Genomic DNA, 22,677 nt, shown 5'->3' on the forward strand with positions numbered 1-22,677 from the left:
CGCCTCTAGGCGTCAGGGTCAAACATAGAGCCTCGGAGCGCGATATTAAGCGTGCGTTAAGTCACATGAATTCGGTGGGAACCTAGCGACATAACGCCCTCGAAGGACTGCGGCCCACGTCACACGGTACGCGCTCCGAGCTCCGAAAGCGGCTGTACGCAGGAAAATCCCTCGGCCTCGGAACGGGTCGAGAGACCGCCCCCTTCGCCCCTTTCGCCCCTCGCCCACCTCTCGAACGGGGCCCGAAGCCCCCTCCTCCCCGACGGACGTCCTTGATGATTCTCGGATTTTGGAGCAGACTTCCTGTAGTACGACCTCATGTAGTACTACAATTAGTCGCACCGCTTCGCCGCAGCCCAGAAGGGTCGCAAACCTGGGACGGCAGCGTGGACACCAACTTCGCTGACCCACCGTGGGATCCACGGTGCGGACCACTGACCAGGGATCGGAGGCACTCGTGAACCGCCTGTACCACGAGAGCGAGGACTGGGTCGAGCAGGGGAACTGCCGCTCATACGACCCTGAGATCTTCTTCCCGGTGAGCAGCACCGGGATCGGTCGCATCGACACGGAGAAAGCACTCGACGTCTGCCGCAGCTGTACTGTTCGCCCGGAATGTCTGCGGTGGGCCCTTCGCGCCGGTGAGGCTCATGGAGTCTGGGGTGGCACCACCCCCGAGCAGCGTCGCTACATGCGCCGCGAGCTGGTACCGGCGGGATAGCCCCGGGTGAGGCCGTCGGGTGCGCCACGCGCCCGGCGGTCTTCCCATGTCCCCGGTCACCGTCTTGCGGCACCGGAGGGCACGGCCTAGGTTCTCTAACGTGCGACCCGCTCACGGCACGCTCCGTCTCACGCGCACGGCCTTCCTCGCCGGCGCGTGCACCGGGCTTGCCTGGGGAGGTCACAACCTCTGGGCCGCCACCCCGGCCGGGGTCGAGGGCTTCGCCCTGGCCACGCTCCTCCTCTTCTGCCTTCTGTGGCGCTTCACCCGCGTCATGCGGGGGTTCGGCGACATCTTCGCCGTGCTGGCCCTCGCGCAGATCGCCCTCCACCTGACCCTCCAGGGTTCGGCGGGCCCGCTTCCGATCGCCCTCGACACGGGGATCGACCACAGCGGACACGGGCTGCTCACCCACACACTCGGCTTCGCCCCGGGCATGCTGTTCGCACACCTGTGGGCCGCCCTGCTCGCCGCCGCGCTCCTGGCCCACGGTGAATCGGCGCTATGGTCCCTGACCTCCGCCGTCTCCAGGGCCCTGCCGCGGCTGCTCCGCGTTCCCGATCTCGCGTTCGACCCTTCCGGACGAACGCCCGCGTCCCCTTCGAAGGGCCTGTCCTCCCTCGCCGTCCGCGCGTCGCACGGCCCCCGTGGGCCCCCCGGTTCGCCCATGTCCCCGCCCATCCCGTCGTGAACGCTCCTCGCGTTCCCTCGGTGTGCTCCGGGGACCGGCGAAAAGAGCCGGGCGAGCACGGTCGCACCCGTGCCGGCCGGACGTGAACCCTCACCCCGACGGCCTGAGAGAAGAACATGAGAAGAATCCGCACCGCAGCCGCCCTCGTCGTCCCCGTGGCGGCCGCCCTGCTGCTGGCCCCCTCCCCCGCCCTCGCGCACGACGTCCTCACCGGCTCCAACCCCGAGGACGAGGCGACCCTGGAGACCCTCCCCGAGGAGGTCGTGCTCACCTTCAACAACGCCCCGATGGAAGGGGGAAGCGGCAGCGCCATCGTCGTGACCGGCCCCGACGAGGAGACCCAGTACGAGGACGGAGAGCTGGTCTTCGACGGCACCGACGTCTCCGTGGGCCTGGCCCCGCTGGACCAGGCCGGCGACTACACCATCGCCTTCCGCGTCGTCTCCTCCGACGGCCACCCCATCCAGGAGACGCTCACCTTCACCGTGACCGACGAGGCCATCGCCGAGGCCGCTCCCGAGGAGCCCGCCGAGGAAGAGGCCCCTGCCGAGAACGAGGCCGCGGACGAGCAGGCCGAGGAGGCCCCTGCGGAGGAGGCCCCCGCCGAGGAGGCGGGCGGCTCCTCCTCGACCATGCTGATCATCGGTGGTGTCGTCGTCCTCGCGATCATCGGTCTGATCGCGATGCTCGTGACGCGCATGCGCAACCGCCCCGGTTCCGACTCCTGATCCGTAAGGATCCGGCCCACGGACACCGGACACACGAAGGGGCCCGTACGCCGAAGCGTGCGGGCCCCTTCCCGTCGTGGTGCCCCGAGACCGTGAGCGGTCCCGGGCACGACCGTCAGCGTCGCCGCGCCAACAGGATGCTGATGTTGTCCTTGCCCCCGGCCCCCATCGCGGCCTGCCAGAGGGCGTGGACGGCGGCCTCGTCGCTACCGGCCTCGGCGATGATCCGCTCCATTTCCTCCGGCAGCACCAGGTCGGACAGGCCGTCGCTGCACATGAGCCAGGCGCTGGGGTCGGCGGCCTCGTCCCGGCCCACATGCGGGACCATCGATCCGCCCGAGCTTCCGCCCAGGGACTGGGTGATGAAGTTGGTCGTGACGGGACGTCCGTCCTCGGAGGGCGGTAGGGCCGGAGAGTCGTCCTCCGAGAGCTGACGCAGGTGGCGCCCCTCCAGACGGTAGGTACGCGAGTCTCCGACGTTGAACCAGAAGTTGCCGTCGCTGTTGAGCAGGACGCCCGCGACCGTGGTCCCCATCCCCGAGAACTCCGGGTGCTGGGAGGCGTGGTCCTTGATCTCCTCGTCGATGTGGGTGAGGAGCTGGGCGACCTCCTCGGTGTTGTTGAGCCGCGGCCCCATCTCGGCCATGCGGTGCACCGCGTGCTCGGAGGCGATCTCCCCGGCGGCCTGGCCGCCGATACCGTCCGCGACCGCGAGGATCACCGGTTCGCTCACCGGCAGCACGCAGCGGACCGGGGAGGTCATGTTCGCGCTGGCGACGGTGAGCGCACCCATGACCACGGAGTCCTCGTTGGCAGGGCGGATAGCGCCCCGGTGCGTGAGGGCCGTGACTATGACTTCCCCACCAGCGACACCCATACGCCCTTCCTCCCGTTTCGTCGGCCGTGGCCGGTTGCCCGGCGCCCAGCGCCGGGCCTTGGTCGAGTCCCGTTCAACGTCTGGATTCTGTAACCGTACCGAGCCACCGCCGGAGTCGGTCAAAATCCGCGTACATCATGGCGGAAAACACCCGGATATGCAGTTCCCGCACCGCTTTTCGCCGCCAAAAGTGTTGCGCGGGTGACCTGAGGGACTTCCAGCGCCGTCCCCCTCGGTTCCGGTCCGACAGTAGCGTTGCCGGAACCCGACCAACAGGGCCTATCGGAATGTTCGACGAAACCGCAGACCAGGGCTTCGCGGCGACGAAGGGCCCGGGTACTCCGGGAGGGTTTCGGACAGCCTGTGGGATAGAACGCACGTTGTCGGCCGGTCCGGGGTCTGGCAGAATGGTCGGAGTTGGGTGTCTAAGACGCAGACACACACGACCCCGCCCCGCGCGCGGACCTGGCCACAGGTACGCCCGGTGGCGCTCAGTCTCCTACGACGGTCGTTTGGTGTGGTCTGTCATGCGTCTCTCCCCTCCTCTCTCTCCTCTTCCGCCGCGCCGTGCCCTTCGTACGCGCGTCTTCCTCGACGCCGCACGGCGTTCCCCACCGGCCGCGATCGCGCCGTCCCCGTATCCCCCGTCATCCTCCGCGGGCGCCTCGTAACGAGACGACGCCCCTCGGTCGGCCCCGCTCCCCGCTCCGGCCACCGACCACAGTCATCCCGGGTGGACTCCGACTCCCCGCTCCGGAGTCCCGCCGGGACCAACCACTAAGGACACCACGGCGGTGTCCAAGGAGTTCAGCCCAGTGAAGATCGCCATGGTCGCCGAACACGCCAATCCCCTTCCCGCTCACCGGGGCGAGCCGGCCTGCCCCGCGAGCCTGCACGCCTGTGCCCTCTCCCGTCAGCTCGCCAAACGCGGTCACCGGGTGACCGTCTACGTCCGCCGCAGCGACCCCGAGCAGCCCGAGGGCCGCACCCGTATGGCCCGCGGCGTCTCCGTCGCCTACCTCGACGCCGGCCCCGCCCGCCCCCTCACCGAGGACGAGCACGCCGAGCACACCGGGGCCTTCGGCACCGCGCTCGCCGCCGTCCTCGACGAGGACACCCCCGACGTGCTGCACGCCATCGGCTGGACCAGCGGCCTGGCCGCCCTCCACGCTCAGGCGCACAGCGAGAAGGACCAGAGCGGGACCCCCATCGTCCAGACCTTCCACTCCCTCAACGCCAGCGAACAGCGGTCCGGCATGGCCCACCGTCCCGACCGCGCCCGCATGGAGACGATCCTGGCCTCCCGGGCCGACCACGTCCTGGTCAACTCCACCGACCAGCAGGGCGAGCTGGCCCGACTCGGTGTGCCCCGACACCACGTGAGCGTCGTCCCCTTCGGCGTGGACACCGACCACTTCAGCGTGGAGGGCAGCGCCTCCACCGAACCCTGGCACTCCCGCCGCGAGGAGCGTCCCCGTCTCATCTCGGTGACCTCCCTGACCGCGCCCGGTGGCGCCGAACGTCTGGTCGAGGCGATGACCCGCCTGCCCGAGGCCGAACTGCTGCTGGTCTCCACCGCCGACGACCGCACGGTCGCCCTCGACGAGAACGCCCGCCGCGTCGAACTGCTGGCCAAGGAGGCCGGGGTGAACGACCGCGTGCACCTGACCGGACCGGTGGAGCGCAAGGAGCTCCCGCGTCTGCTGCGCTCCGCCGACGTGTACGTCTCCGCCGCCTCCCACGACCCCTACGGCGGCGCCGTCCTGGAGGCCATGGCCTGTGGTCTCCCGGTCGTCGCCACGGCCACCGGGGCCGTCCCCGGCGCGGTCCTGCACCGCACCAGCGGCGTGCTCATGCGGTTCGGCCGTCCCGACGAGGTCGCGCGCTCGGTACGCGCCGTCCTCAACACCCCGACCATGAGCAGCGCCTACGGCATCGCCGCGGTCGACCGCGCCCGCTCCCGCTTCACCTGGCAGCGCATCGCCGTGGAGACCGAGCTCGCCTACGAGCGTTCCCGGCCACAGCAGACCGACCACCGGGACCGTTCCGACGAGGACGAGGCGGAGCTGCTCCTGTCCGGGTCCGCCCACTGAGCGGTCCCCCACCCTCGATGACGTTCGAACACCAGGGACTGCTCCTGCGCCGTGGAAGACGCTCTTCCACGGCGGTCGGGGAGCGGCTCCGCTCCACCGTCCGGGCCGGCGTCCGGACCGTGCTCGCCGTGACCGATCCGGCCGCCCTCCTCGACGGGCTCACACCCGCCGAACGCGACCGGATCGAGGTCATCGAGCGGGACACCCTCTACGACGCCCCGGGGCGCGCCCTGGCCGCCCTCCACCGGATGGCCCTGCTCCACGGCTCCGTCAGCGTCGTGGCCGAGCCTCCCCTCCTGCCCTCCGACGGGTTGGAGGGACGCGAGTGGCACCGGATGGAATCGGTGCTGAGCACGGCCCTGGCCCCCATGGACATGAGCCTGTTGTGCGTCCACGACGAACAGTGGCTCCGTCCGGGGAACAGGTCCGCGGTCCTGGCCACCCATCCGATGCTCCTGGGCGCGCGCACCGCCCGACCCAACCCCGACTACCGGGGCACCGAGGCCTTCGGGCGGCGGGTCCGCGCGCCCGAGCCGATGGCCGTGACCGGCCCCTCCCACCGGCTGGAGATCTGTCCGTCGCTCCCCCGGTTACGGGAGGACCTCGGCGACCTGGGACGGCTCCTGGGTCTGGCCGACGGCCTCGTGGACGGCCTGGTCGTCGCGGTGAACGAACTCGCCGCGAACGTCCTGGAACACGGGGCGGGCAAGGGCACGGTCCAGGTATGGCGTGGACCGGACCGATGGGTGTGCGACGTCTTCGACGAGCGAGGCGGCCTCACCGACCCGTTGGCCGGCTACCGACCGGCCGACAGTCTCCGACCACGCGGATACGGGCTGTGGATCACCCGCCAGATCTGCGACTACATGGAGATCTGCGGGAGCAGGGACGGATCCCTGGTGCGATTGCACTTCATCGACCGCGTCTGACCGGCCGTTCTCCGAGCTCACCCCCTGTATTCTGCGGCACGCGCCCGTCCCCCGAGGCGGGCGCCCCCTTCGAGAGGAACCATCATGACCACCGAGTCGAACGCCGACGCCCCGGCCGAACTCCTCGACCGGGCCCGGCGGGACTACAAGGAACTGACCGCGCGAGGCCTGAAGCTCGACCTCACCCGCGGCAAGCCCGCCCCGGAGCAGCTCGATCTCTCCGAGGGGCTGCTCTCCCTCCCCGGCGACCGGCACCACGCCCCGGACGGCACCGACGTGCGCAACTACGGCGGCCTGCGCGGCCTGCCGGAACTCCGGGAGATCTTCTCCGACGTGCTCCAGGTCCCCGCGGACCGCCTCCTCGCGGCCGGGAACTCCAGCCTGGAACTGATGCACGACTGCCTGGTCCACGCCTTCCTGAGCGTCCTTCCCGGCGCCGAGACGCGCTGGGCCGACCAGGAGCGGATCGCCTTCCTGTGCCCCGTGCCCGGCTACGACCGGCACTTCGCCCTCACCGAGCGGTTCGGCATCGAGATGATCCCCGTACCGATGGACGACTCCGGTCCGGACATGGACGTCGTGGAGCGGCTCGTCGCCGAGGACCCGGCCGTCAAGGGCATCTGGTGCGTGCCCAAGTACAGCAACCCGAACGGGGTCGTCTACGGCGACGAGACCATCGCGCGTCTGGCCCGGATGACCACCGCCGCCCCGGACTTCCGGATCTTCTGGGACAACGCCTACGCCGCCCACCACCTCACCGACGAGCCCGTAGAGATCGCCGACCTCTCCGCCGCCTGCGCGGAGAGCGGGAACCCCGATCGGCCGTTCGTCTTCGGCTCCACCTCGAAGATCACCTTCGCCGGGGCCGGCGTCGGCTTCTTCGGTTCCTCGACCGCCAACGTGGACTGGCTGACCGCCAACAGCTCCAAGCGTTCGATCGGCCCGGACAAGGTGAACCAGCTCCGGCACCTCCTCTTCCTGAGGGACGCGGAAGGGCTGCGGATCCACATGGAGCGCCAGCGGAGCCTGCTCCAGCCCAAGTTCGACACCGTCCAGCGGATCCTGGAAGCCGAGCTCGGCGGTACCGGGCTGGCCGAGTGGACCACCCCCACCGGTGGCTACTTCGTCACCCTGGAGGTCGGCGAGGGCTGCGCCAAGGAGGTCGTGCGCCGCGCCGCCGAGGCGGGTATCGTCCTGACCCCGGCCGGGGCGACCCACCCCTACGGCGACGACCCGCGTGACGCGACGATCCGTATCGCGCCCAGCTTCCCCTCTCTGGAGGAGCTGGAGAAGGCGATGCTCGGCCTGACCACGTGCGTGCGCCTGGTCGGCTACGAGAAGCGCCACGGGAACTGACCCGTGCTTCGGGGCGCGGGCCGCGACATCGGCGCGCGCCCCGCGTCAGCCGGCCTCGGCGAAGGAGGCGACCGCCTTCCCCACGCTCTCCATGATCGGGATCACCTGGTCGATGCCCGCGATCACGAACAATCGGTTGACCTGCTGCTGAGGCTCGGCGATCACCAGACCCACACCGAGGTCGCGGGCCTGCCGGAAGGCGGCCACCAGCACCCCGATGCATCGGGAGTCGCAGAACCCCACCTTGTCGAAGGCCACCACCACGCCCTCGGGCCCTTCGGACAGCACCTCGTCCAAAGCCTCGGCCAGGGCCGGAGAGGTGACCGCGTCCATCTCGCCGACGGGCGTCACCACGGCGACACCGTTCTCTCGGCGGATCGAGATGTCTGACGTCACGGTCGCTTCTCCTTGTCGTTCGCGTGCACCGGGTGGGACTCGTGCCCGCCCTGGGGCGGACCGGCCGCCACCGCGTTCCGCGACGGCCCCGACCTCTCATCATGACGCCTCCCGATCACACTCGGGACTCGTATCGATGTGTTCACCGGGACGTTCACGCCGGGAGGCTCACCCTCGACGCCCGCGCCCTCGCATCCGCGGCTGGGGGCCGGTGTTCTCCGCCACCAGGTCCCGGGCCACCTCCACGACCCGCTTCCGATTGCGCTGGGCCACCTCGCGCAGGGCCGCGAAGGCGGTGTCGGCGTCACAGCCCCGGGCGTGCATGATGATCCCCTTGGCCTGGTCGATCACCGTACGCGCCGACATCGCCCTTCGCATGTGGGCGGACTCGCGCGCCGCGTCGGCCTGACGCCCCGCCGTGTGCAGGGCCATCGCCGCGTGTTCGGCCAACAGCGCGGTGAGATGGGTGACGACCTCTTCGTCGAAGGCGTCCGACCGTCCCGAGTGCACGCCGAAGGTGAGGACACGGTCCTCCCCCTCGCCGGGAAGCTTGCTGGGCTGGGTGATAGAGGAACGGTCACCGCACTGGACGGCCATGCTCGTGTATCCGGGCCAGCGCTGGTCGCGGAGCACGTCGGAGACGCGGACCCTGCGCATCTCGCGGACCGCCTCGACCGTGGGGCCCTGGTCGGTCGTGTACTGGTATTCGAAGGCCTCGGAGAGGTCGGAATGGGAGGCGCCGTAGTCGCTGACCACGTGACAGCCGGTCCCGTCCGGGGCGACCACCTCGCGCCAGAGCACAACCAGGGAGGCCGAACATCCGGGAACGCCCCACGCGGCGGCGCGGCTCATCTGGTCCAGAGCCCGCTCGGGGGTGGTGCTCTCCTCTTGTCCCAGAGCGCCGATGTCACGGGCGAGGCGTTCGATCCACATCGTGCGAACCTCCTCCGCTCGTCCCGTTCTCCCCCACCAACGGTAACCTTCGGAAAGGCCTCGACCGGACACGGGCCGTCCTCAGCACGGGGACAAAGCACCTTCTCGGCACCCGCCCCGGGCCCGCCGAGCACCGCCGCACCGCCCTCGAAGACGACCGGGAGACCGTGAGCGTGTCGGACAACCTCGCCGATCTGCAACGCGAGATCAACGCGTTGAGCGAACGTGTCGCCGCCCTGGGCAACACCCACGCCACCTACCCGGACGATGCCCAGGGCACCGCCGAGGCCGCCCTCGCGGAGTTGGAGTACGCAGAGCGTCTGCTCGGCGACGCCGGAGCGGAGCTGGCCCGTGCCCACAGCAACCCCGCCGCGCCCCGCCGCTCCGGCGATGACAACGACCGGGTCCTGCTGCGGGCCGTGTTCAACGAGCTCAGCGTGCCCGTGGTGCTGTTGGACCACGACGGCTACATCCGGAGGATCAACAACTCCGGGGCCGAACAGTTGGGCGGAGCGCCCGGTTATCTCACCGGCAAGCCCTTCGCCCACTTCGTCGACCTGCGCAAGCGCGCGGCCATGCAGTCGTGGCTGGCGGCGGTGCTGCGCGGTGACGGGCCCGCCTCGTTGGAGTCCCGGCTGGCCCAGCGGGGGTGGGCCGAGGACGTGCATCTGACCCTGACCCGGTTGGAGCTGCCCACGGAGGCCCAGCCGCTGGTCCTGGTGGCGATGTCGCCGCCGATGCACGGCGACGAGGAGGAGGGGCCGGCTCCCTTGGAGTCGGAGGTCGAGGACCAGGTGGTGGTCCTGGCCGCCCGACGGTTGGACGTGCTCACCCGGATGACCCGGCTGCTGCTGCGCGGCACCACTCCGACCAGGGGGCTCGCGCTGACCGAGGCCGCCGACCTGCTCGCCGACTCCTACGCCGACTGGGTGATCATCGACGTCTGTGATCTGCCGAAGGACCCTCAGGCCGCGCGCCGCGCCACCGTGGTCGGCCCGGCCGACGTGCCCGACGGCCAGACCGAGGAGGTGGCGGCGCTGCCCCCGGGCGACTCCGACATCCCCGGCGAGGTGCTGGGGCGCGGCCAGTCGCTGTTGTTCCCCTTGATCGAGGACGAGTCGGTGCTCGGCCATCTGGCCTCGGGCGCCCCGGTCCTGGCCGCCCTCGGCGCCGGTTCACTGCTGTCGGTGCCTCTGCGCGGCAGCCGCGGCGTCCGAGGCGCGCTCACCCTGATCCGCCGCAGCAACCGGGGCAGCTTCCGCCTCGCCGACCTCGGCCTGATCGAGGAGATCGGCGAGCACATCGGCCTCGCCCTCCCGCCCCGCCCCTGACCGGTTCGGGCACCTCCGCCCTCTCACATCTCCCAGGGGGCGACCGCCACGCGGTCTCCTACAGCACCCCCCTGGGGGTCGGTGCACACGGTCTCCCACACCAACCCCCTGGGGTCGGTGCACACGATCTCCTACCTCGCCACGGGGGGTTGCCCGTTCGGGCGCCGGCGGGGTTCTGGAGGTGCCGCAGGTGGGGTCGCGAGGAACGAGTGGCCACACCGTAGGTGCCGAAGGTTCCCGCCTCCCTTGGCGCCCGAACACGGCCCGAAGCGCCAGCGGAGGGCCAAAGCAAACACTTTCGGACCCCAACCCCGGCAGGGTGTAACCCACACCCGACCTCCTACCTCAACCCCCTGTAGTGACCGGCACTCGGTCTCCTACCTTCACCCCCGGAGACCCCGAAGCGCCGGCGGAGGGCCAAAGCAAACACTTTCGGGCCCCGACCCCAGCAGGGTGTAACCGGTACATGGTCCCCTACCTCAACCCCCAGGGGTGCCCGAAGCGCCAGCGGAGGGCCAAAGCAAACACTTTCGGGCCCCGACCCCAGCAGGGTGTAACCGGTACGCGACCTCCTACCTCGACCCCCTGTAGTAACCGACACCCGACCTCCCACACCAACCCCCGGAGGCCCCGAAGCGAAGCGGAGCACCGAAACTAGTCGTCGGGCCCGTGCAGGGTGTCCACGAGGGTGGACAGGCGTGAGGCCGAGCGGTCGACCCTGCGCACGGCGTCCACCAAGGGCTGGTCGACCTCCTGGTAGTTGGTGACGATGTGCTCGCGCAGGTCCGCGAGGTCGGCCTGGACCTGGCGGGAGCGTTGGGCGAGCTGTTCGGCGAGGACCTTGCCCGGTTCCCCGGTCTCCTGGTTGAGGACCCGTTGGAGGGAGCGGGCCTGTTCACGCATCTGGGCCTTGAGCTGGTGCAACTCCACGAAGACCTCGACCTTGGAGCGCAGGACCCATGGGTCGAACGGCTTGATCAGGAAGTCCACGGCCCGCGAGGAGTAACCGCGGAACACCTGGTGCCGATCGACCTCCTGCGCGGTGAGGAAGATGATCGGCACATCCTTGGTCTTCTCCCGCTGCTTGATGTGCGCGGCGGTCTCGTACCCGTCCATTCCGGGCATGATCACGTCGAGCAGGATGACGGCGAAATCGGTGCCCAGAAGGTGTTTCAGCGCCTCCTCGCCGGAGTTGGCCCGCACCAGGTTCTGGTCCAGGGAGGTGAGGGCCGCTTCCAGAGCGATGAGGTTCTCGTCGCGGTCGTCGACGAGAAGGATGTTGGCCTTCTGAGTCACTGCTGGTTACTCCGAGTCGTGCGGCGGGGTGTCTCCGGCGTCACCGGGGTCCCCGTTCGAGTCGTTGTCGTCCCTGGTCTCACCGTGACCACTGTGGTCCGTTCCGCCATTGTGCCCGTCCTCGGACCCTTCCGTGTCACCGCTCCGCTCGTCGGCGGCGGCTCCGGCCCGGGTCTCCTCCGGTCCGGCGGTCAGCCAACGGCGCATCACGTCCAACAGATGGTCCAGGTCGACCGGCTTGGTGACGTAGTCGGTGGCTCCCGCCGCCAGGCTGCGTTCCCGGTCTCCCTGCATGGCCTTGGCCGTGAGCGAGATGATCGGCAGATCCTCGAACTGGGGCATCTCCCGGATCCGCTGGGTGGTCTGGTTACCGTCCAACTCGGGCATCATGACGTCCATCAGGACCAGGGAGATGTCCTCGTTGGCCTCCAGCTTCTCGATCCCGGTGTGCCCGTTGTCCGCGTAGAGGACCTCCAGGCCTTGGGCCTCCAGAGCGCTGGTCAGGGCGAACACGTTGCGCACGTCGTCGTCGACGATGAGCACCCGTTGTCCGGCCAGGACCGCCCTCCGTTCGGGGTCGGGCCGTGCCTCGCTGTGCTCCTCGGCGCCGGGCTCCTCGGGCTCGGGCGCCTTGAGCACCTGCACCATCGGCAGCGGCTCGTCCGGCTGTCCGGAGTCCGTCAGAGCGGCCACGACCGCGTCGAAGTCCTCGTCGGGCAGGTCGAGGTCGCTGTCGCCGACGGCGGCTCCGAGGGCGTCGTGCTCTCCGCCGCCCTGTTCCAGGACGGCGAGGGGCTCCAGGGTGCCGCCGGTCTCGTCGACGGCCTCTCCGGCGTCCTCGGGCAGCCGGACCGGGAGCAGCAGGGTGAACGTCGACCCTTGGCCGGCCACGCTCTGCACCCGGATCTCACCGCCGAGCAGACGGGCGAAGTTACGGCTGATGGAGAGCCCGAGCCCGGTTCCTCCGAAGCGGCGCGAGGTGCCGCCGTCGCCTTGGTGGAAGGCCTCGAAGATCACCTGAAGCTTGTCCTCGGCTATGCCGATCCCGGTGTCCGCGACGGTGAAGGCGATGACCTCCTCGTTCTCCACGAACATGTCGAGATCGGTGTCCTCCAGAGCCCAGGCCGGCTCGATGAGCAGTCGTACCTCGCCCTGCGAGGTGAACTTGACCGCGTTGGAGAGCAGGTTGCGCAGGATCTGCTGGAGCCGCTGTTCGTCGGTCCACAGGGTCTCGGGGATGTCCGGTGAGACGTCCACCGCGAACGCCAGCCCCTGTTCCCCGGTGACCGGTCGGAACGTGGCCTCCACGTAGTCGACGAGCTGGGCGATGGACACCTCGCTGGGCTGCACCTCGGCGCGGCCCGCCTCCACCTTGGACAGGTCGAGGATCTCGTCGATGAGCAGGAGCAGGTCGCTTCCCGCCTTGTGGATGGTCTGGGCGAACTCGACCTGCTTGGGCGTGAGGTTCTGTTCGGCGTTGTCGGCGAGCAGACGCGCCAGGATCAGCAGGCTGTTGAGCGGCGTGCGCAGCTCGTGCGACATGTTCGCCAGGAACTCGGACTTGTACTTGGACGAGACCTGGAGCTGGTGGGCGCGCTCCTCCAGAGCGTTGCGGGAACGCTGGATCTGCTGGTTCTGGAGTTCGATCGCCCGGTTCTGGTTGGCGAGCTGGGTCGCCTTCTGCCGCAGCTCCGCGTTCATGCCGCGCAGCTCCTCCTGTTGGCGTTGGAGCTCGTTGGAGCGTTCGCGCAACTGGCTGGTGAGCTGCTGGGACTGTTCGAGCAGGTACTCGGTGCGGTTGTTGGCCAGGATGGTGTTGATCGTGGTCCCGAGCAGGGAGACCAACTGGCGGAGGAAGTTCTTGTGGATCTCCCGGAACTCCTCATAGGAGGCGAACTCCACCACACCCAGAGAACGTCCCTCGGTGACGATCGGGAGGATGTACAGGTGGTTCGGTGCGGCCTCGCCCAGGCCGGAGCCGACCGTGACGTAGCCGGCCGGCAGGTTGCCCACCTGCTGTTCCACCTGCTGGGACAGGGCCTCGCCGGCCAGCCCGACACCCTTGTGGATGCGCAGTCGGCCTTCATCGGGTTCGAATCCGAACCCGGCGTAGAGCCGGAAGATGTCCTCGTGGTCCTGGTCCTCGGGCAGGTAGCAGGCCCCGTGCTGGGCACCGATCAGCGGCGTGACCTCGGTCATGATGAGGCGGGCCAGCTCGTTGAGGTCGCGGTGCCCCTGGATGCGCCCGGAGATGCGGGCCAGGTTGGACTTGAGCCAGTCGGCGTCGCGCTGGTCGGCGGTGGTCTCGCGCAGATTGGACACCATCAGGTTGATGTTGTCCTTGAGCTGCTGCATCTCCCCGAGGGTGTCGACCTGGATGTTGCGGGTCAGGTCGCCCTTGGCGACGGCGTTGGCGACCTCGGCGATGGCCCGCACCTGTGTGGTGAGGTTGCCCGCCAGCCCGTTCACGCTGTCGGTGAGCTGCTTCCAGGTTCCGGTGACACCCTCGACCTTGGCCTGGCCGCCCAGCTGTCCCTGGCTGCCCACCTCGTAGGCCACTCGTGTGACCTCGGTGGCGAAGGCCGACAGCTGGTCGACCATGGTGTTCACCGTCGTCTTCACCTCGAGGATCTCTCCCTGGGCGTTGACGTCGATCTTCTTGGTGAGGTCACCGGCGGCGACCGCGGTCGTCACCTCGGAGATGTTGCGCACCTGCGTGGTGAGGTTGTGCGACATCGAGTTGACGTTCTCGGTGAGGTCGTTCCAGATACCGGAGACGCCCTTGACGCTGGCGCGACCGCCCAGCTTGCCCTCGGTGCCCACCTCACGGGCCACACGGGTCACCTCGTCCGCGAAGGCGGAGAGCTGGTCCACCATCACGTTGATGGTGTCCTTGAGCTCCAACATCTCGCCCTTGGCGTTGACCGTGACCTTCTTGGTCAGGTCGCCGGCGGCCACCGCCCGCGTCACCATGGAGATCTGCCGCACCTGGTAGGTCAGGTTGTTGGCCATCGAGTTGACGTTGTCCGTCAGGTCCTTCCAGACCCCGGAGACGTCCCGTACGTGGGCCTGTCCGGCCAGTTTGCCCTCGGTGCCGACCTCGCGCGCGACGCGGGTGACCTCGTCGGCGAAGGTCGACAGCTGGTCCACCATCGTGTTGATGGTGTCCTTCATCTCGAGCATCTCGCCCTGGGCGTCGACGGTGATCTTCTTGCCCAGGTCGCCCTTGGCGACCGCCGTCGTGACCTGCGAGATGTTGCGGACCTGGTAGGTGAGGCTGTTGGCCATCGAGTTGACGTTGTCGGTCAGGTCCTTCCAGATACCCGACACGCCCTTGACGCTGGCGCGACCGCCCAGCTTGCCCTCGGTACCCACCTCACGGGCGACCCGGGTGACCTCGTCCGCCAACGAGTCGAGCTGGTCGACCATGGTGTTCACGGTGTTCTTCAGGGCGAGCATCTCGCCCTGGACGTCGACCTCGACCTTGCGGGTCAGGTCGCCTCGGGCGACCGCCGTGGTCACCTTGGAGATGTCGCGGACCTGATTGGTCAGGTTGTCCGCCATGGAGTTGACGTTGTCGGTGAGGTCCTTCCAGATGCCCTGGACCCCGCGCACGTTGGCGCGACCACCGAGCTTGCCCTCGGTACCCACCTCACGGGCCACTCGAGTGACCTCGTCCGCGAACGTGGAGAGCTGGTCCACCATCGTGTTGAAGGTGTCCTTGAGCTCCAACATCTCGCCCTGGACGTCGATGGTGATCTTCTTGCCGAGATCACCGCGGGCGACGGCGGTGGTGACGGTGGAGATGTCCCGCACCTGGAGGGTGAGGCGGGAGGCCATCTGGTTCACCGACTCGGTGACCTCGCGCCAGGCGCCGGAGACGTCCTCGACGCGGGCGCTGCCGCCCAGCTTGCCCTCGGTTCCCACCTCGCGGGCGACCCGGGTGACCTCCTCGGTGAAGCCGCTCATCTGCTCGGCCATCCGGTTGACCGTGTTGGCCAACCGCAACAGGTCGCCCTTGAGCTCCCCGCTGCGTCCCTCGGTGGAGGCTCGACGGTTGAGCTCGCCCTCGGCGACCGAGTCCAGCACCTGGGCGACGTCGGTGACCGGCCGGGCCACCTCGTCCATGAGGAGGTTGAGCGCGCGGGCGCTGTTGCCCCAGGCGCCTCGGGCCGGGTGGACGGTGACCCGTTCGTTGAGTCGACCCTCCTCACGGACCACGTCGCCGACGCGCTGCAACTCGCTGCTGAGCTGTTCGCTGTGGTCGACCACCTCGTTGAAGACCGAGGCGATCTCGCGGAGCCTTCCGCTACCACGCGATCGGAGCCGGACACTGAAGTCGCCGTCACGCATCCGGTACAGAGCGTTCAGTATCTCGTCGAGTTGATCGTCGGCCAGTTCCATGACCGCCTCGGGCATGAACCCCTCCTCAATCCGCACACCACGTCGGCCACCGATCACCATGCCGGGGTCGTCCCGACTCGACCCTCAGCGCAGTGGGCCGGTCCCGTGCCGGGTGCGGGCACGGGACACGGAGGACACGCGTGCGATCACATGTCCACCGGTGACACCCCGTCACGCTACCGTCGCGAAGTACCACCCGAAAGAAGCGGATGTGTCGTCTTACACTAACCGGCCGTGCCATCGCGCACAGGCGGGTTGAGGATCTCGTCTTCTCGGCGTTCCGCGAACAGAGGTCCGCACGCGTGGGAACCGATCCCGCGTATCGTGGCAGGAACCACCCCTCCACCACCCGCGCCCAGTGACGAAGGACACCGACGGCTTGGCAGCACAAGACGCGTTGAAGGTCGCTCGACGAGAGTTCCCCCCTGCTCCAGAGACCGCGGCGGCCGCCCGAGAGTTCGTGCACGACACCCTGCTGAACTGGGGTGTCCCCGACCCGTTCGACGACATCATCCTGTTGGTCAGCGAACTGGTCACCAACGCCGTCATCCACGCGGACTCCGCGCTGGAGGTCACCGTCCGGCGCACCGACGGTTCGACCGAGGTGATGGTCACCGACTCCGCGCCCGAACGCGCCGTCCCCCAGGCCGGGCCGCTCGCGGTGGACACCTCCCCCTCGACCGGCGACGAACGCAGCGGGGGCCTGGGGCTGGCCCTGGCCTCGGCGATCGCCTCCAGCTGGGGTGTCAGCTATGGGCGTAACGACAAGGCGGTGTGGTTCCGGATCGAGGACAAGGGCACCGAGCACTCCTCTCTGGAGTCGCCGCCGGTGCGCAGGGGTCCCTCCCGTCCCGCGCGTCCGCCCGCGTGGTCGGCGCTGGACGCGGCGTTGGGCTCCCGACTCAGCCTTCCCCAATTGCTGGAACGCACCGTGGAGTACGCGACCACGGCCCTGGGCGGTGACGCCGCCTACATAGCGCTGGCGACCTCGGACGAGACCATGTGGGAGATCCGGGCGGCGATCGGGCTGACCGGCGGCGCCCCTTGGCGTTCGGTGCGGGTGCGCACCGAGGAGACCTTCCCGTCGGCCGCTCCCGAGACCGGGCCGGTGATCAACGACGATCTGATGATCGCCCGCGCCAACCGAGGCGTACTGTCCCGCGCGGGGATGCGGTCCCTGGTGACGGCCCCGCTGATCGTGGACGGCCGGGTGACCGGACTGCTGGCGGTGGCCTCCACCCGGGCCCGCCACTTCGGACCGGCCGCGGCCAAACGGCTCCAGGAGGGCGCCGACCTGATCGCTCTCCCGGTGGAGCGGTCCCGTCTCGCCGAGGTGGAACTGAGCCGCCGCGCCTCGCTGAGCTTCCTGGCCGAGGCCAGCGACCTGCTCGCCGGCACGTTGGACGAACGGATGACCGGGGCCCTGGCCGCCCAGCTCATCACGTCGCGACTGGGCCGCTGGTGCGCCATCCACACCATCAACGAGCTGGGCATCTCCAGGCTCACCCACGTGGTGCACAGCGACGAGAACCTCAACGACATCCTGCGTTCCCTGCTCACGGCGCTGCCTCCGCGCGAACAACGCGAGCCGCAGCCCCTGTGGACCCAGAAGGAGCTGGCCGCCGAGGGGCTGGACGAGCAGATGACGGGCGTCCTGGCGCGCGGCCCCGCGATCAGCATCCCGCTGATCGCGCACGGCCGGGCCCTGGGCCGGATGACCATCGGCAAGAACGAGACCGACGACTTCACCCGCGAAGAGGCCGACGTCGCCGACGACCTGAGCCGTCGGGTCGCCTCGGCGATGGAGAACGCCCGTCTGCACGAACGGCACACCGCGATGAGCACGGCGCTCCAGCGCAGTCTGCTGCCTCCCAAGGACAAGGAGCCGGTGATCCCCGGTGTGGACCACGCGGTCTACTACCGTCCCTCGGACGAGCGCAGCGAGGTCGGCGGGGACTTCTACGACGTCTTCTCCGCCAGCGGACGATGGTGCTTCGCCATCGGCGACGTGTGCGGTACCGGACCGGAGGCGGCCGCCGTCACCGGTCTGGCGCGACACACCCTGCGCGCGCTGGCCCGAGAGGGGTTCACCCCGGCGCACATCATGCAGCGGTTGAACATGGCCATCCTGGACGAGAACACCTCGACCCGATTCCTGACGATGCTGTACGGGGAGATGACCCCCGCCACCGACGCCGCCGGAGGCATGCGCGTACGCATGGTCTCGGCCGGGCATCCGCTCCCGCTCCGGCTGAACCAGAAGGGTCGGGTGGAGCCCTTCGGCACCTCCCAGCCCCTGCTGGGCGCCTTCGAGGACGTGGGCTTCAGCACCGAGAGCGTGGACATCCGCCCGGGCGAGGTGGTCCTGGCGGTGACCGACGGCGTCACCGAGCGCCGCAGCGGAAGCGACATGCTCGGCGACGAGGGACTGACCGAGATCTTCTCCCACGCCGCCGGGCTGACCGCCCAGGCGGTGATCAGCCGGATCGAGCGCGAGCTGGAGGAGTACGCTCCGGGCGGCAACTCCGACGACACCGCGATGCTCGTCCTGCGCTTCCTCTGACCCCGCGGCCTCAGAGCCAGCCCATGTCCTGGGCGGTGCGGATCGCGGCCATGCGGTTCTCCGCGCCGGTCTTGCCGATGGCGTTGGACAGGTAGTTGCGCACGGTGCCCTCGGTCAGATGCAGGGCCTTGGCGATCCCGGCCACGGTCGCCCCGTCGGAGGCGGCGCGCAGCACCTCGGTCTCGCGATCGGTGAGAGGGCTCTCACCTCCGACCATCGCGGCGGCGGCCAGGTCGGTGTCGATGTACCGACCGCCGCCGTGGACCTTGCGGACGGCACCGGCGAGCTGCTCGACCGGCGCGTCCTTGGCCAGGAACCCCCGGGCCCCCGCCTCCAGGGCCCGACGCAGGTAGCCGGGTCGACCGAAGCTCGTCAGGATGACGACCCCGCAGCCGGGGGCGCGCCGCCCCAGCTCGGCCGCGGCCTCCAGGCCGGTGGCGCCCGGCATCTCGATGTCGAGCACGGCGACGTCGGCGGCATGTTCGAGAACGGTGTCGACCACCTGGTCGCCCCGCCCCACCTCGGCGACGACCTCGATGTCGTCCTCCAGGCCGAGCAGAGCGGCTATGGCGCCCCTGACGAGATGTTCGTCGTCCGCGAGCACGAGCTTGATCACAGGTGGGGCCTTCCCTGTCGTATCGGCCTGGTGTTGGGGAGAAACGGTATCGTTCCGGACATCGTCCGGCATCACGGCGGGAATCCCTTCCCGGTCCCACGCGTTCTCCCGGCCGTGAGCCGAACTCGAAACCGCTCTGTATCGGGCTCTCACCCTGTTCTAACCCACGGGCCACATGATGAAGCATGTCCGTACATCGTCCCATCAGCCGGAGGATGAGTTGCAGCCGAACGAACCGAGTAACGGCCGGGAGACCGACGCGGAGGCCCAGAGCCCCGCGGGCCCCGAGGAGCACCCTGCCCAGGACTCCGCTCTCACCGGTGGTCAGGGACAGGACGTCCCCGTGAACGACGTCGCCCCGGAGGAGCCCGCGAACCCGGAGCCCGCTCTGAACGGCGACCCCCGCCCCTTCCAGAACACCGCCCAGGCCCCTCCGAGCGGCCCCCAGGGCACCCCCCGCTTCTCCCCTCCCGAGGGAACCGGCCCCGGCTGGGCCACCGGCCCCGAGAGCACCGGCCACCCCTCCTACGTCTTCCCCGGGGCGGGCCACCAGGCCGCCCCCGGGCCGAACGCCCCCGGCACGGGCGTTCCCGGACAGAACACCTCCGGTCCGGGCGTCCCCCCGGGGAGCACCCCGGGTCAGGGCCCCGCGACCGGCCCCTTCGGTCCCGGCCCCTCCGGCCCTCAGCACACCGCGGCCTTCGCCGTCGGGCGGCCCGGCGGTCCCGGCCCCTACGGCGGCCCGTTCGGGCAGCCGCCCTTCGGCCCTCCTCAGGAGGCTCCCAAGAAGCGCGGCGGTGGCCGGATCGTCGGGATCGCCGCGGCGACCGCCCTGGTCACCAGTCTCATCGTGGGGCCCGCCGCCGCCCTCGGCACCGCCTACCTGCTGCCGGGCGCCGAGCCGATCAGCTCGCTCACCGGTGAGCAGGGCAGCACCGCCACCGAGGGGGCCGTCGGCGAGGTCGCCGACCAGGTCCTGCCCAGCGTGGTCTCCATCCAGACCAGTCAGGGCGGCGGCAGCGGCGTGATCCTGTCCTCGGACGGTCAGATCCTCACCAACGCGCACGTGGTCGACTCGGCCACCGACGGCCGTCTCCAGGTTCGCTTCAACGACGGCAGCGCGGCCGACGCCGAGATCCTCGGTTCGGACCCGGTATCCGACATCGCGGTGATCCAGGCCCAAGGGCGCGACGATCTCACCCCGGCCACGCTGGGCGACTCCGACCAGGTCGGGGTCGGCGGCGACGTGGTGGCGATCGGTTCGCCGCTGGGCCTGTCCGGCACGGTGACCACCGGTGTGGTCAGCGCGCTCAACCGCCCGGTGAACACCGGTGCCACCGAGAGCGGGGGCGCGCGGACCTCCACCGTGATCAACGCGATCCAGACCGACGCCGCGATCAACCCGGGCAACTCGGGCGGTCCTCTGGTGAACATGGCCGGTGAGGTGATCGGGATCAACACCGCGATCGCCGGTCTGTCCCAGGAGAGCGGCTCCGTGGGGCTGGGCTTCGCCATCCCGATCAACCAGGTCCGGCCGATCGCCGAGCAGTTGGTCGCCGAGGGCAGCGCGAGCTACCCGGCCATCCAGGCGACCATCGCCCCGGCCCGGAGCGGGGGCGCGCAGATCATGGAGGTCACCGACGGCGGTGCCGCCGCCGAGGCCGGCCTGAAGGAGGGCGACGTCGTGGTCTCCCTCGAAGGCGAGGCGGTGAACTCCCCCGACCAGCTGATCGCCCAGATCCGTGCCCACCAGCCCGGTGACGAGGTGACCCTCGGTGTGGTCTCCGAGGACGGAGGCTCTCCGAAGGACGTCCAGGTGACCCTGGGCGAGCAGAGCGCCGGGGCCGCCGCTCAGGAGGAGCCCGAGGAGGACTGACCTCCCCCGGCAGGGGGGTGTGTGACCGGTCCGCGGTCTCCTGCATCAACCACGGGGGGGTGCCCGTTCGGGCGCCGGGAGTGTTCTGCAAGACGAGTCGAGCCGCCCGCGAGGTACGAGCGTAGGCGTGGACGAGGATGAAGAACGCTCCCTCCCTTGGCGCCCGAACACGCGCCGAAGCGAAGCGGAGGCGCAAAGCGAACACTCTCGGGCCCCAGCCCCGGCAGGGTGTAACGGCCACCCGCCCCCTACCTCAACCCCAGGGGCGAAGCGAAGCGGAGGCGCAAAGCGAACACAGACCCGGACTCCGGGGGCGGGTGACGGGGGCGTCGCTCCGCCGGGGTCCGGCGAGGGGGCGGTCCGCCGTACGGCGGGCCGCCCCTTCGCGTATGCGTGTGGGGAGACACGACGCCACAGGGAAGACATAAGACGATACGGAGAGTATTGTTCCCTGCGCCGTGTGCTACCTCTCCGGTCGCCCAGGTGTCACCGGAAGGTCGGCGACGGTCCATACGGGTGTCCCACACTGGGGGCTCATCCTCATCGGACCGGAGCACGGGCCAGCCGCTCGACGCCCCAGGAGAAACCGGTATGTCGACGTCCTTCGCGCAGCAGTCCCCCACCGGCCCGGCACGGATCCGGGCGGAGCGGGGAAGGCACGGCACGAAAGTCCTCATCGGGACCGACACCTATCCGCCTGATGTGAACGGCGCCGCGTATTTCACCGCCAGGCTCGCCCGGGGGCTGGTCGAGCGCGGGGCCGAGGTGCACCTGTTGTGCCCGTCGCCGTCCGGTGTTCCACACGTGGTGGTGCGGGACGGCGTGATCGAGCACCGTCTCAGGTCCATGCCCTCCCTGGCCCATGAGAGTGTGCGGCTGGCGTTGCCGCCGGGGGTGAGGGGCCATCTGGATCGGCTGTTGGAGCGGTTGCGTCCGGACGCGGTGCACATCCAGAACCACTTCCTGATCGGTCGGATGCTCGCGCGGGCCGCGCACGACCACGACGTTCCGGTGATCGCCACCAACCACTTCATGCCGGAGAACCTCTTCGACCATCTGCGGGTCCCTCGTCCGTTGCGCCCGTATACGGCGCGGCTGGCCTGGTGGGATCTGGGTCGGGTGCTGTCGAGGGTCGAGCACGTGACCACGCCGACCCCGGCCGCGGCCCGTCTCCTGTTGGATCAGGGGTTCGCGCGGCCGGTCGAACCGGTCTCCTGCGGGATCGATCTGGACCGTTTCCATCCGCTTCCCGCACGATCGACGGTCTCCGAGCGCCGTCGGCTGCGGGGCCGCTTCGGGCTGGCCGACCGTACGACGATGCTGTTCGTGGGCCGGCTCGACGAGGAGAAGAACGCCGACGAGCTGATCCGTTCCCTGGCCCACGCGCCCCACGTCCAGTTGGCGTTGGCCGGGCAGGGGTCTCATCGGGGCAGGTTGGAGGAGCTCGCCGAGGCCGAACGCGTGGCGGACCGGGTCGTGTTCCTCGGGTTCGTGGCGCACGAGGATCTGCCGGACGTGTATCGCTGCGCCGACGTGTTCACCATCGCGGGCACCGCCGAGCTACAGAGCATCGCCACTTTGGAGGCCATGGCCAGTGGCCTTCCGATCGTGGCCGTGGACGCCATGGCCCTGCCCCATCTGGTGGAGGAGGGCCGGAACGGGTACCTGTACCCGCCGGGTTCGCCGATCGAGCTCGCCGCACGGGTGGACGCGGTGGTCTCGGACGAGGCCGTGCGCGCCCGGTTGGGGGAGCACAGCCGATCGATGGCCGAGCGGCACCGCCTGGAGGACTCCCTGGAGCGTTTCGAGGCCATCTATCGGCGGGCGGGCGCCATCGTCCCCGCGCAGAGGGGTACGACGTAGCCGC

Annotated in this window: 16 protein-coding genes; 10 read left to right on the forward strand and 6 right to left on the reverse strand. The window is 69.8% G+C overall.

Going from position 1 to position 22,677, the window contains the following annotated elements:
• The first annotated feature begins 457 nt into the window (after positions 1 to 457).
• The 3 genes from D451_RS0123475 to D451_RS0123485 all read left to right on the forward strand — a co-directional run bounded on the left by D451_RS0123475 (position 458) and on the right by D451_RS0123485 (position 2,140).
• Positions 458 to 721 (forward strand): WhiB family transcriptional regulator, encoded by a 264-nt coding sequence (locus D451_RS0123475; protein WP_014911313.1) that lies wholly within the window; start codon positions 458 to 460, stop codon positions 719 to 721.
• A gap of 100 nt (positions 722 to 821) precedes the next feature.
• On the forward strand, positions 822 to 1,412 hold the full coding sequence (locus D451_RS0123480; RefSeq protein WP_017536206.1) for a hypothetical protein: 591 nt from the start codon (positions 822 to 824) through the stop codon (positions 1,410 to 1,412).
• A 116-nt stretch (positions 1,413 to 1,528) separates the two neighbouring features.
• Positions 1,529 to 2,140, forward strand: a complete 612-nt coding sequence (locus D451_RS0123485; RefSeq protein WP_014911875.1) for a copper resistance CopC family protein — start codon at positions 1,529 to 1,531, stop codon at positions 2,138 to 2,140.
• A 115-nt stretch (positions 2,141 to 2,255) separates the two neighbouring features.
• Here the strand turns inward: D451_RS0123485 and D451_RS0123490 are convergent, their stop codons facing one another.
• Entirely contained in the window at positions 2,256 to 3,017 is a 762-nt protein-coding gene (locus D451_RS0123490; protein WP_026125309.1) for a PP2C family protein-serine/threonine phosphatase, read from the reverse strand.
• Between the two features lie 815 nt (positions 3,018 to 3,832).
• On the opposite strand from D451_RS0123490, the gene D451_RS0123495 reads away from it, so the two are divergent.
• From D451_RS0123495 to D451_RS0123505, 3 genes are all read left to right on the forward strand, one after another.
• The gene (locus D451_RS0123495) at positions 3,833 to 5,110 is read left to right on the forward strand and encodes a glycosyltransferase (protein ID WP_017536208.1); all 1,278 of its coding nucleotides are present in this window, start codon (positions 3,833 to 3,835) and stop codon (positions 5,108 to 5,110) included.
• Between the two features lie 17 nt (positions 5,111 to 5,127).
• Positions 5,128 to 6,039: an anti-sigma factor RsbA family regulatory protein gene (locus D451_RS0123500; RefSeq protein WP_017536209.1), complete on the forward strand. Its 912-nt coding sequence runs from the start codon at positions 5,128 to 5,130 to the stop codon at positions 6,037 to 6,039.
• 84 nt (positions 6,040 to 6,123) lie between these two features.
• Complete coding sequence (locus tag D451_RS0123505; RefSeq protein WP_014909473.1) at positions 6,124 to 7,395, forward strand: PLP-dependent aminotransferase family protein; 1,272 nt, start codon at positions 6,124 to 6,126, stop codon at positions 7,393 to 7,395.
• Positions 7,396 to 7,440: 45 nt separating this feature from the next.
• Here the strand turns inward: D451_RS0123505 and D451_RS0123510 are convergent, their stop codons facing one another.
• Together D451_RS0123510 and D451_RS0123515 are read right to left on the reverse strand one after the other, a co-directional pair.
• Positions 7,441 to 7,791, reverse strand: coding sequence for an STAS domain-containing protein (locus tag D451_RS0123510; protein ID WP_017536210.1), 351 nt, complete (start codon positions 7,789 to 7,791; stop codon positions 7,441 to 7,443).
• Between the two features lie 168 nt (positions 7,792 to 7,959).
• Positions 7,960 to 8,724: a GAF and ANTAR domain-containing protein gene (locus D451_RS0123515; RefSeq protein ID WP_017536211.1), complete on the reverse strand. Its 765-nt coding sequence runs from the start codon at positions 8,722 to 8,724 to the stop codon at positions 7,960 to 7,962.
• Positions 8,725 to 8,897: 173 nt separating this feature from the next.
• On the opposite strand from D451_RS0123515, the gene D451_RS0123520 reads away from it, so the two are divergent.
• Positions 8,898 to 10,055, forward strand: coding sequence for a PAS domain-containing protein (locus D451_RS0123520; RefSeq protein WP_026125310.1), 1,158 nt, complete (start codon positions 8,898 to 8,900; stop codon positions 10,053 to 10,055).
• 654 nt (positions 10,056 to 10,709) lie between these two features.
• On the opposite strand, the gene D451_RS0123525 is transcribed toward D451_RS0123520, so the two are convergent.
• A complete protein-coding gene (locus D451_RS0123525) occupies positions 10,710 to 11,351 on the reverse strand; it encodes a response regulator (protein ID WP_014910200.1) in 642 nt (213 codons plus the stop codon).
• A 6-nt stretch (positions 11,352 to 11,357) separates the two neighbouring features.
• Positions 11,358 to 15,770, reverse strand: a complete 4,413-nt coding sequence (locus D451_RS0123530) for a HAMP domain-containing protein (RefSeq protein WP_014909782.1) — start codon at positions 15,768 to 15,770, stop codon at positions 11,358 to 11,360.
• 382 nt (positions 15,771 to 16,152) lie between these two features.
• Here D451_RS0123530 and D451_RS0123535 point away from each other — a divergent pair, with 382 nt between their 5' ends.
• The gene (locus tag D451_RS0123535; protein ID WP_026125311.1) at positions 16,153 to 18,318 is read left to right on the forward strand and encodes a SpoIIE family protein phosphatase; all 2,166 of its coding nucleotides are present in this window, start codon (positions 16,153 to 16,155) and stop codon (positions 18,316 to 18,318) included.
• 10 nt (positions 18,319 to 18,328) lie between these two features.
• Here the strand turns inward: D451_RS0123535 and D451_RS0123540 are convergent, their stop codons facing one another.
• Positions 18,329 to 18,934, reverse strand: a complete 606-nt coding sequence (locus tag D451_RS0123540; protein WP_014911598.1) for a response regulator transcription factor — start codon at positions 18,932 to 18,934, stop codon at positions 18,329 to 18,331.
• Positions 18,935 to 19,154: 220 nt separating this feature from the next.
• On the opposite strand from D451_RS0123540, the gene D451_RS0123545 reads away from it, so the two are divergent.
• Both D451_RS0123545 and D451_RS0123550 read left to right on the forward strand, forming a co-directional pair.
• Positions 19,155 to 20,810, forward strand: coding sequence for a S1C family serine protease (locus tag D451_RS0123545; RefSeq protein ID WP_017536215.1), 1,656 nt, complete (start codon positions 19,155 to 19,157; stop codon positions 20,808 to 20,810).
• A 591-nt stretch (positions 20,811 to 21,401) separates the two neighbouring features.
• Positions 21,402 to 22,673, forward strand: a complete 1,272-nt coding sequence (locus D451_RS0123550; RefSeq protein WP_017536216.1) for a glycosyltransferase — start codon at positions 21,402 to 21,404, stop codon at positions 22,671 to 22,673.
• Positions 22,674 to 22,677: the final 4 nt, after the last annotated feature.

This window comes from Nocardiopsis alba DSM 43377 (assembly GCF_000341225.1).
In the GTDB taxonomy this organism is placed as follows: domain Bacteria; phylum Actinomycetota; class Actinomycetes; order Streptosporangiales; family Streptosporangiaceae; genus Nocardiopsis; species Nocardiopsis alba.

Excerpts from the sequence above, each read along its gene's own strand:
- D451_RS0123490 (WP_026125309.1), bottom strand. The coding sequence starts at position 3,017 with ATGGGTGTCGCTGGTGGGGAAGTCATAGTCACGGCCCTCACGCACCGG.
- D451_RS0123515 (WP_017536211.1), bottom strand. The coding sequence starts at position 8,724 with ATGTGGATCGAACGCCTCGCCCGTGACATCGGCGCTCTGGGACAAGAG.
- D451_RS0123530 (WP_014909782.1), bottom strand. The coding sequence starts at position 15,770 with ATGCCCGAGGCGGTCATGGAACTGGCCGACGATCAACTCGACGAGATA.
- D451_RS0123550 (WP_017536216.1), top strand. The coding sequence starts at position 21,402 with ATGTCGACGTCCTTCGCGCAGCAGTCCCCCACCGGCCCGGCACGGATC.
- D451_RS0123500 (WP_017536209.1), top strand. The coding sequence starts at position 5,128 with ATGACGTTCGAACACCAGGGACTGCTCCTGCGCCGTGGAAGACGCTCT.
- D451_RS0123505 (WP_014909473.1), top strand. The coding sequence starts at position 6,124 with ATGACCACCGAGTCGAACGCCGACGCCCCGGCCGAACTCCTCGACCGG.
- D451_RS0123485 (WP_014911875.1), top strand. The coding sequence starts at position 1,529 with ATGAGAAGAATCCGCACCGCAGCCGCCCTCGTCGTCCCCGTGGCGGCC.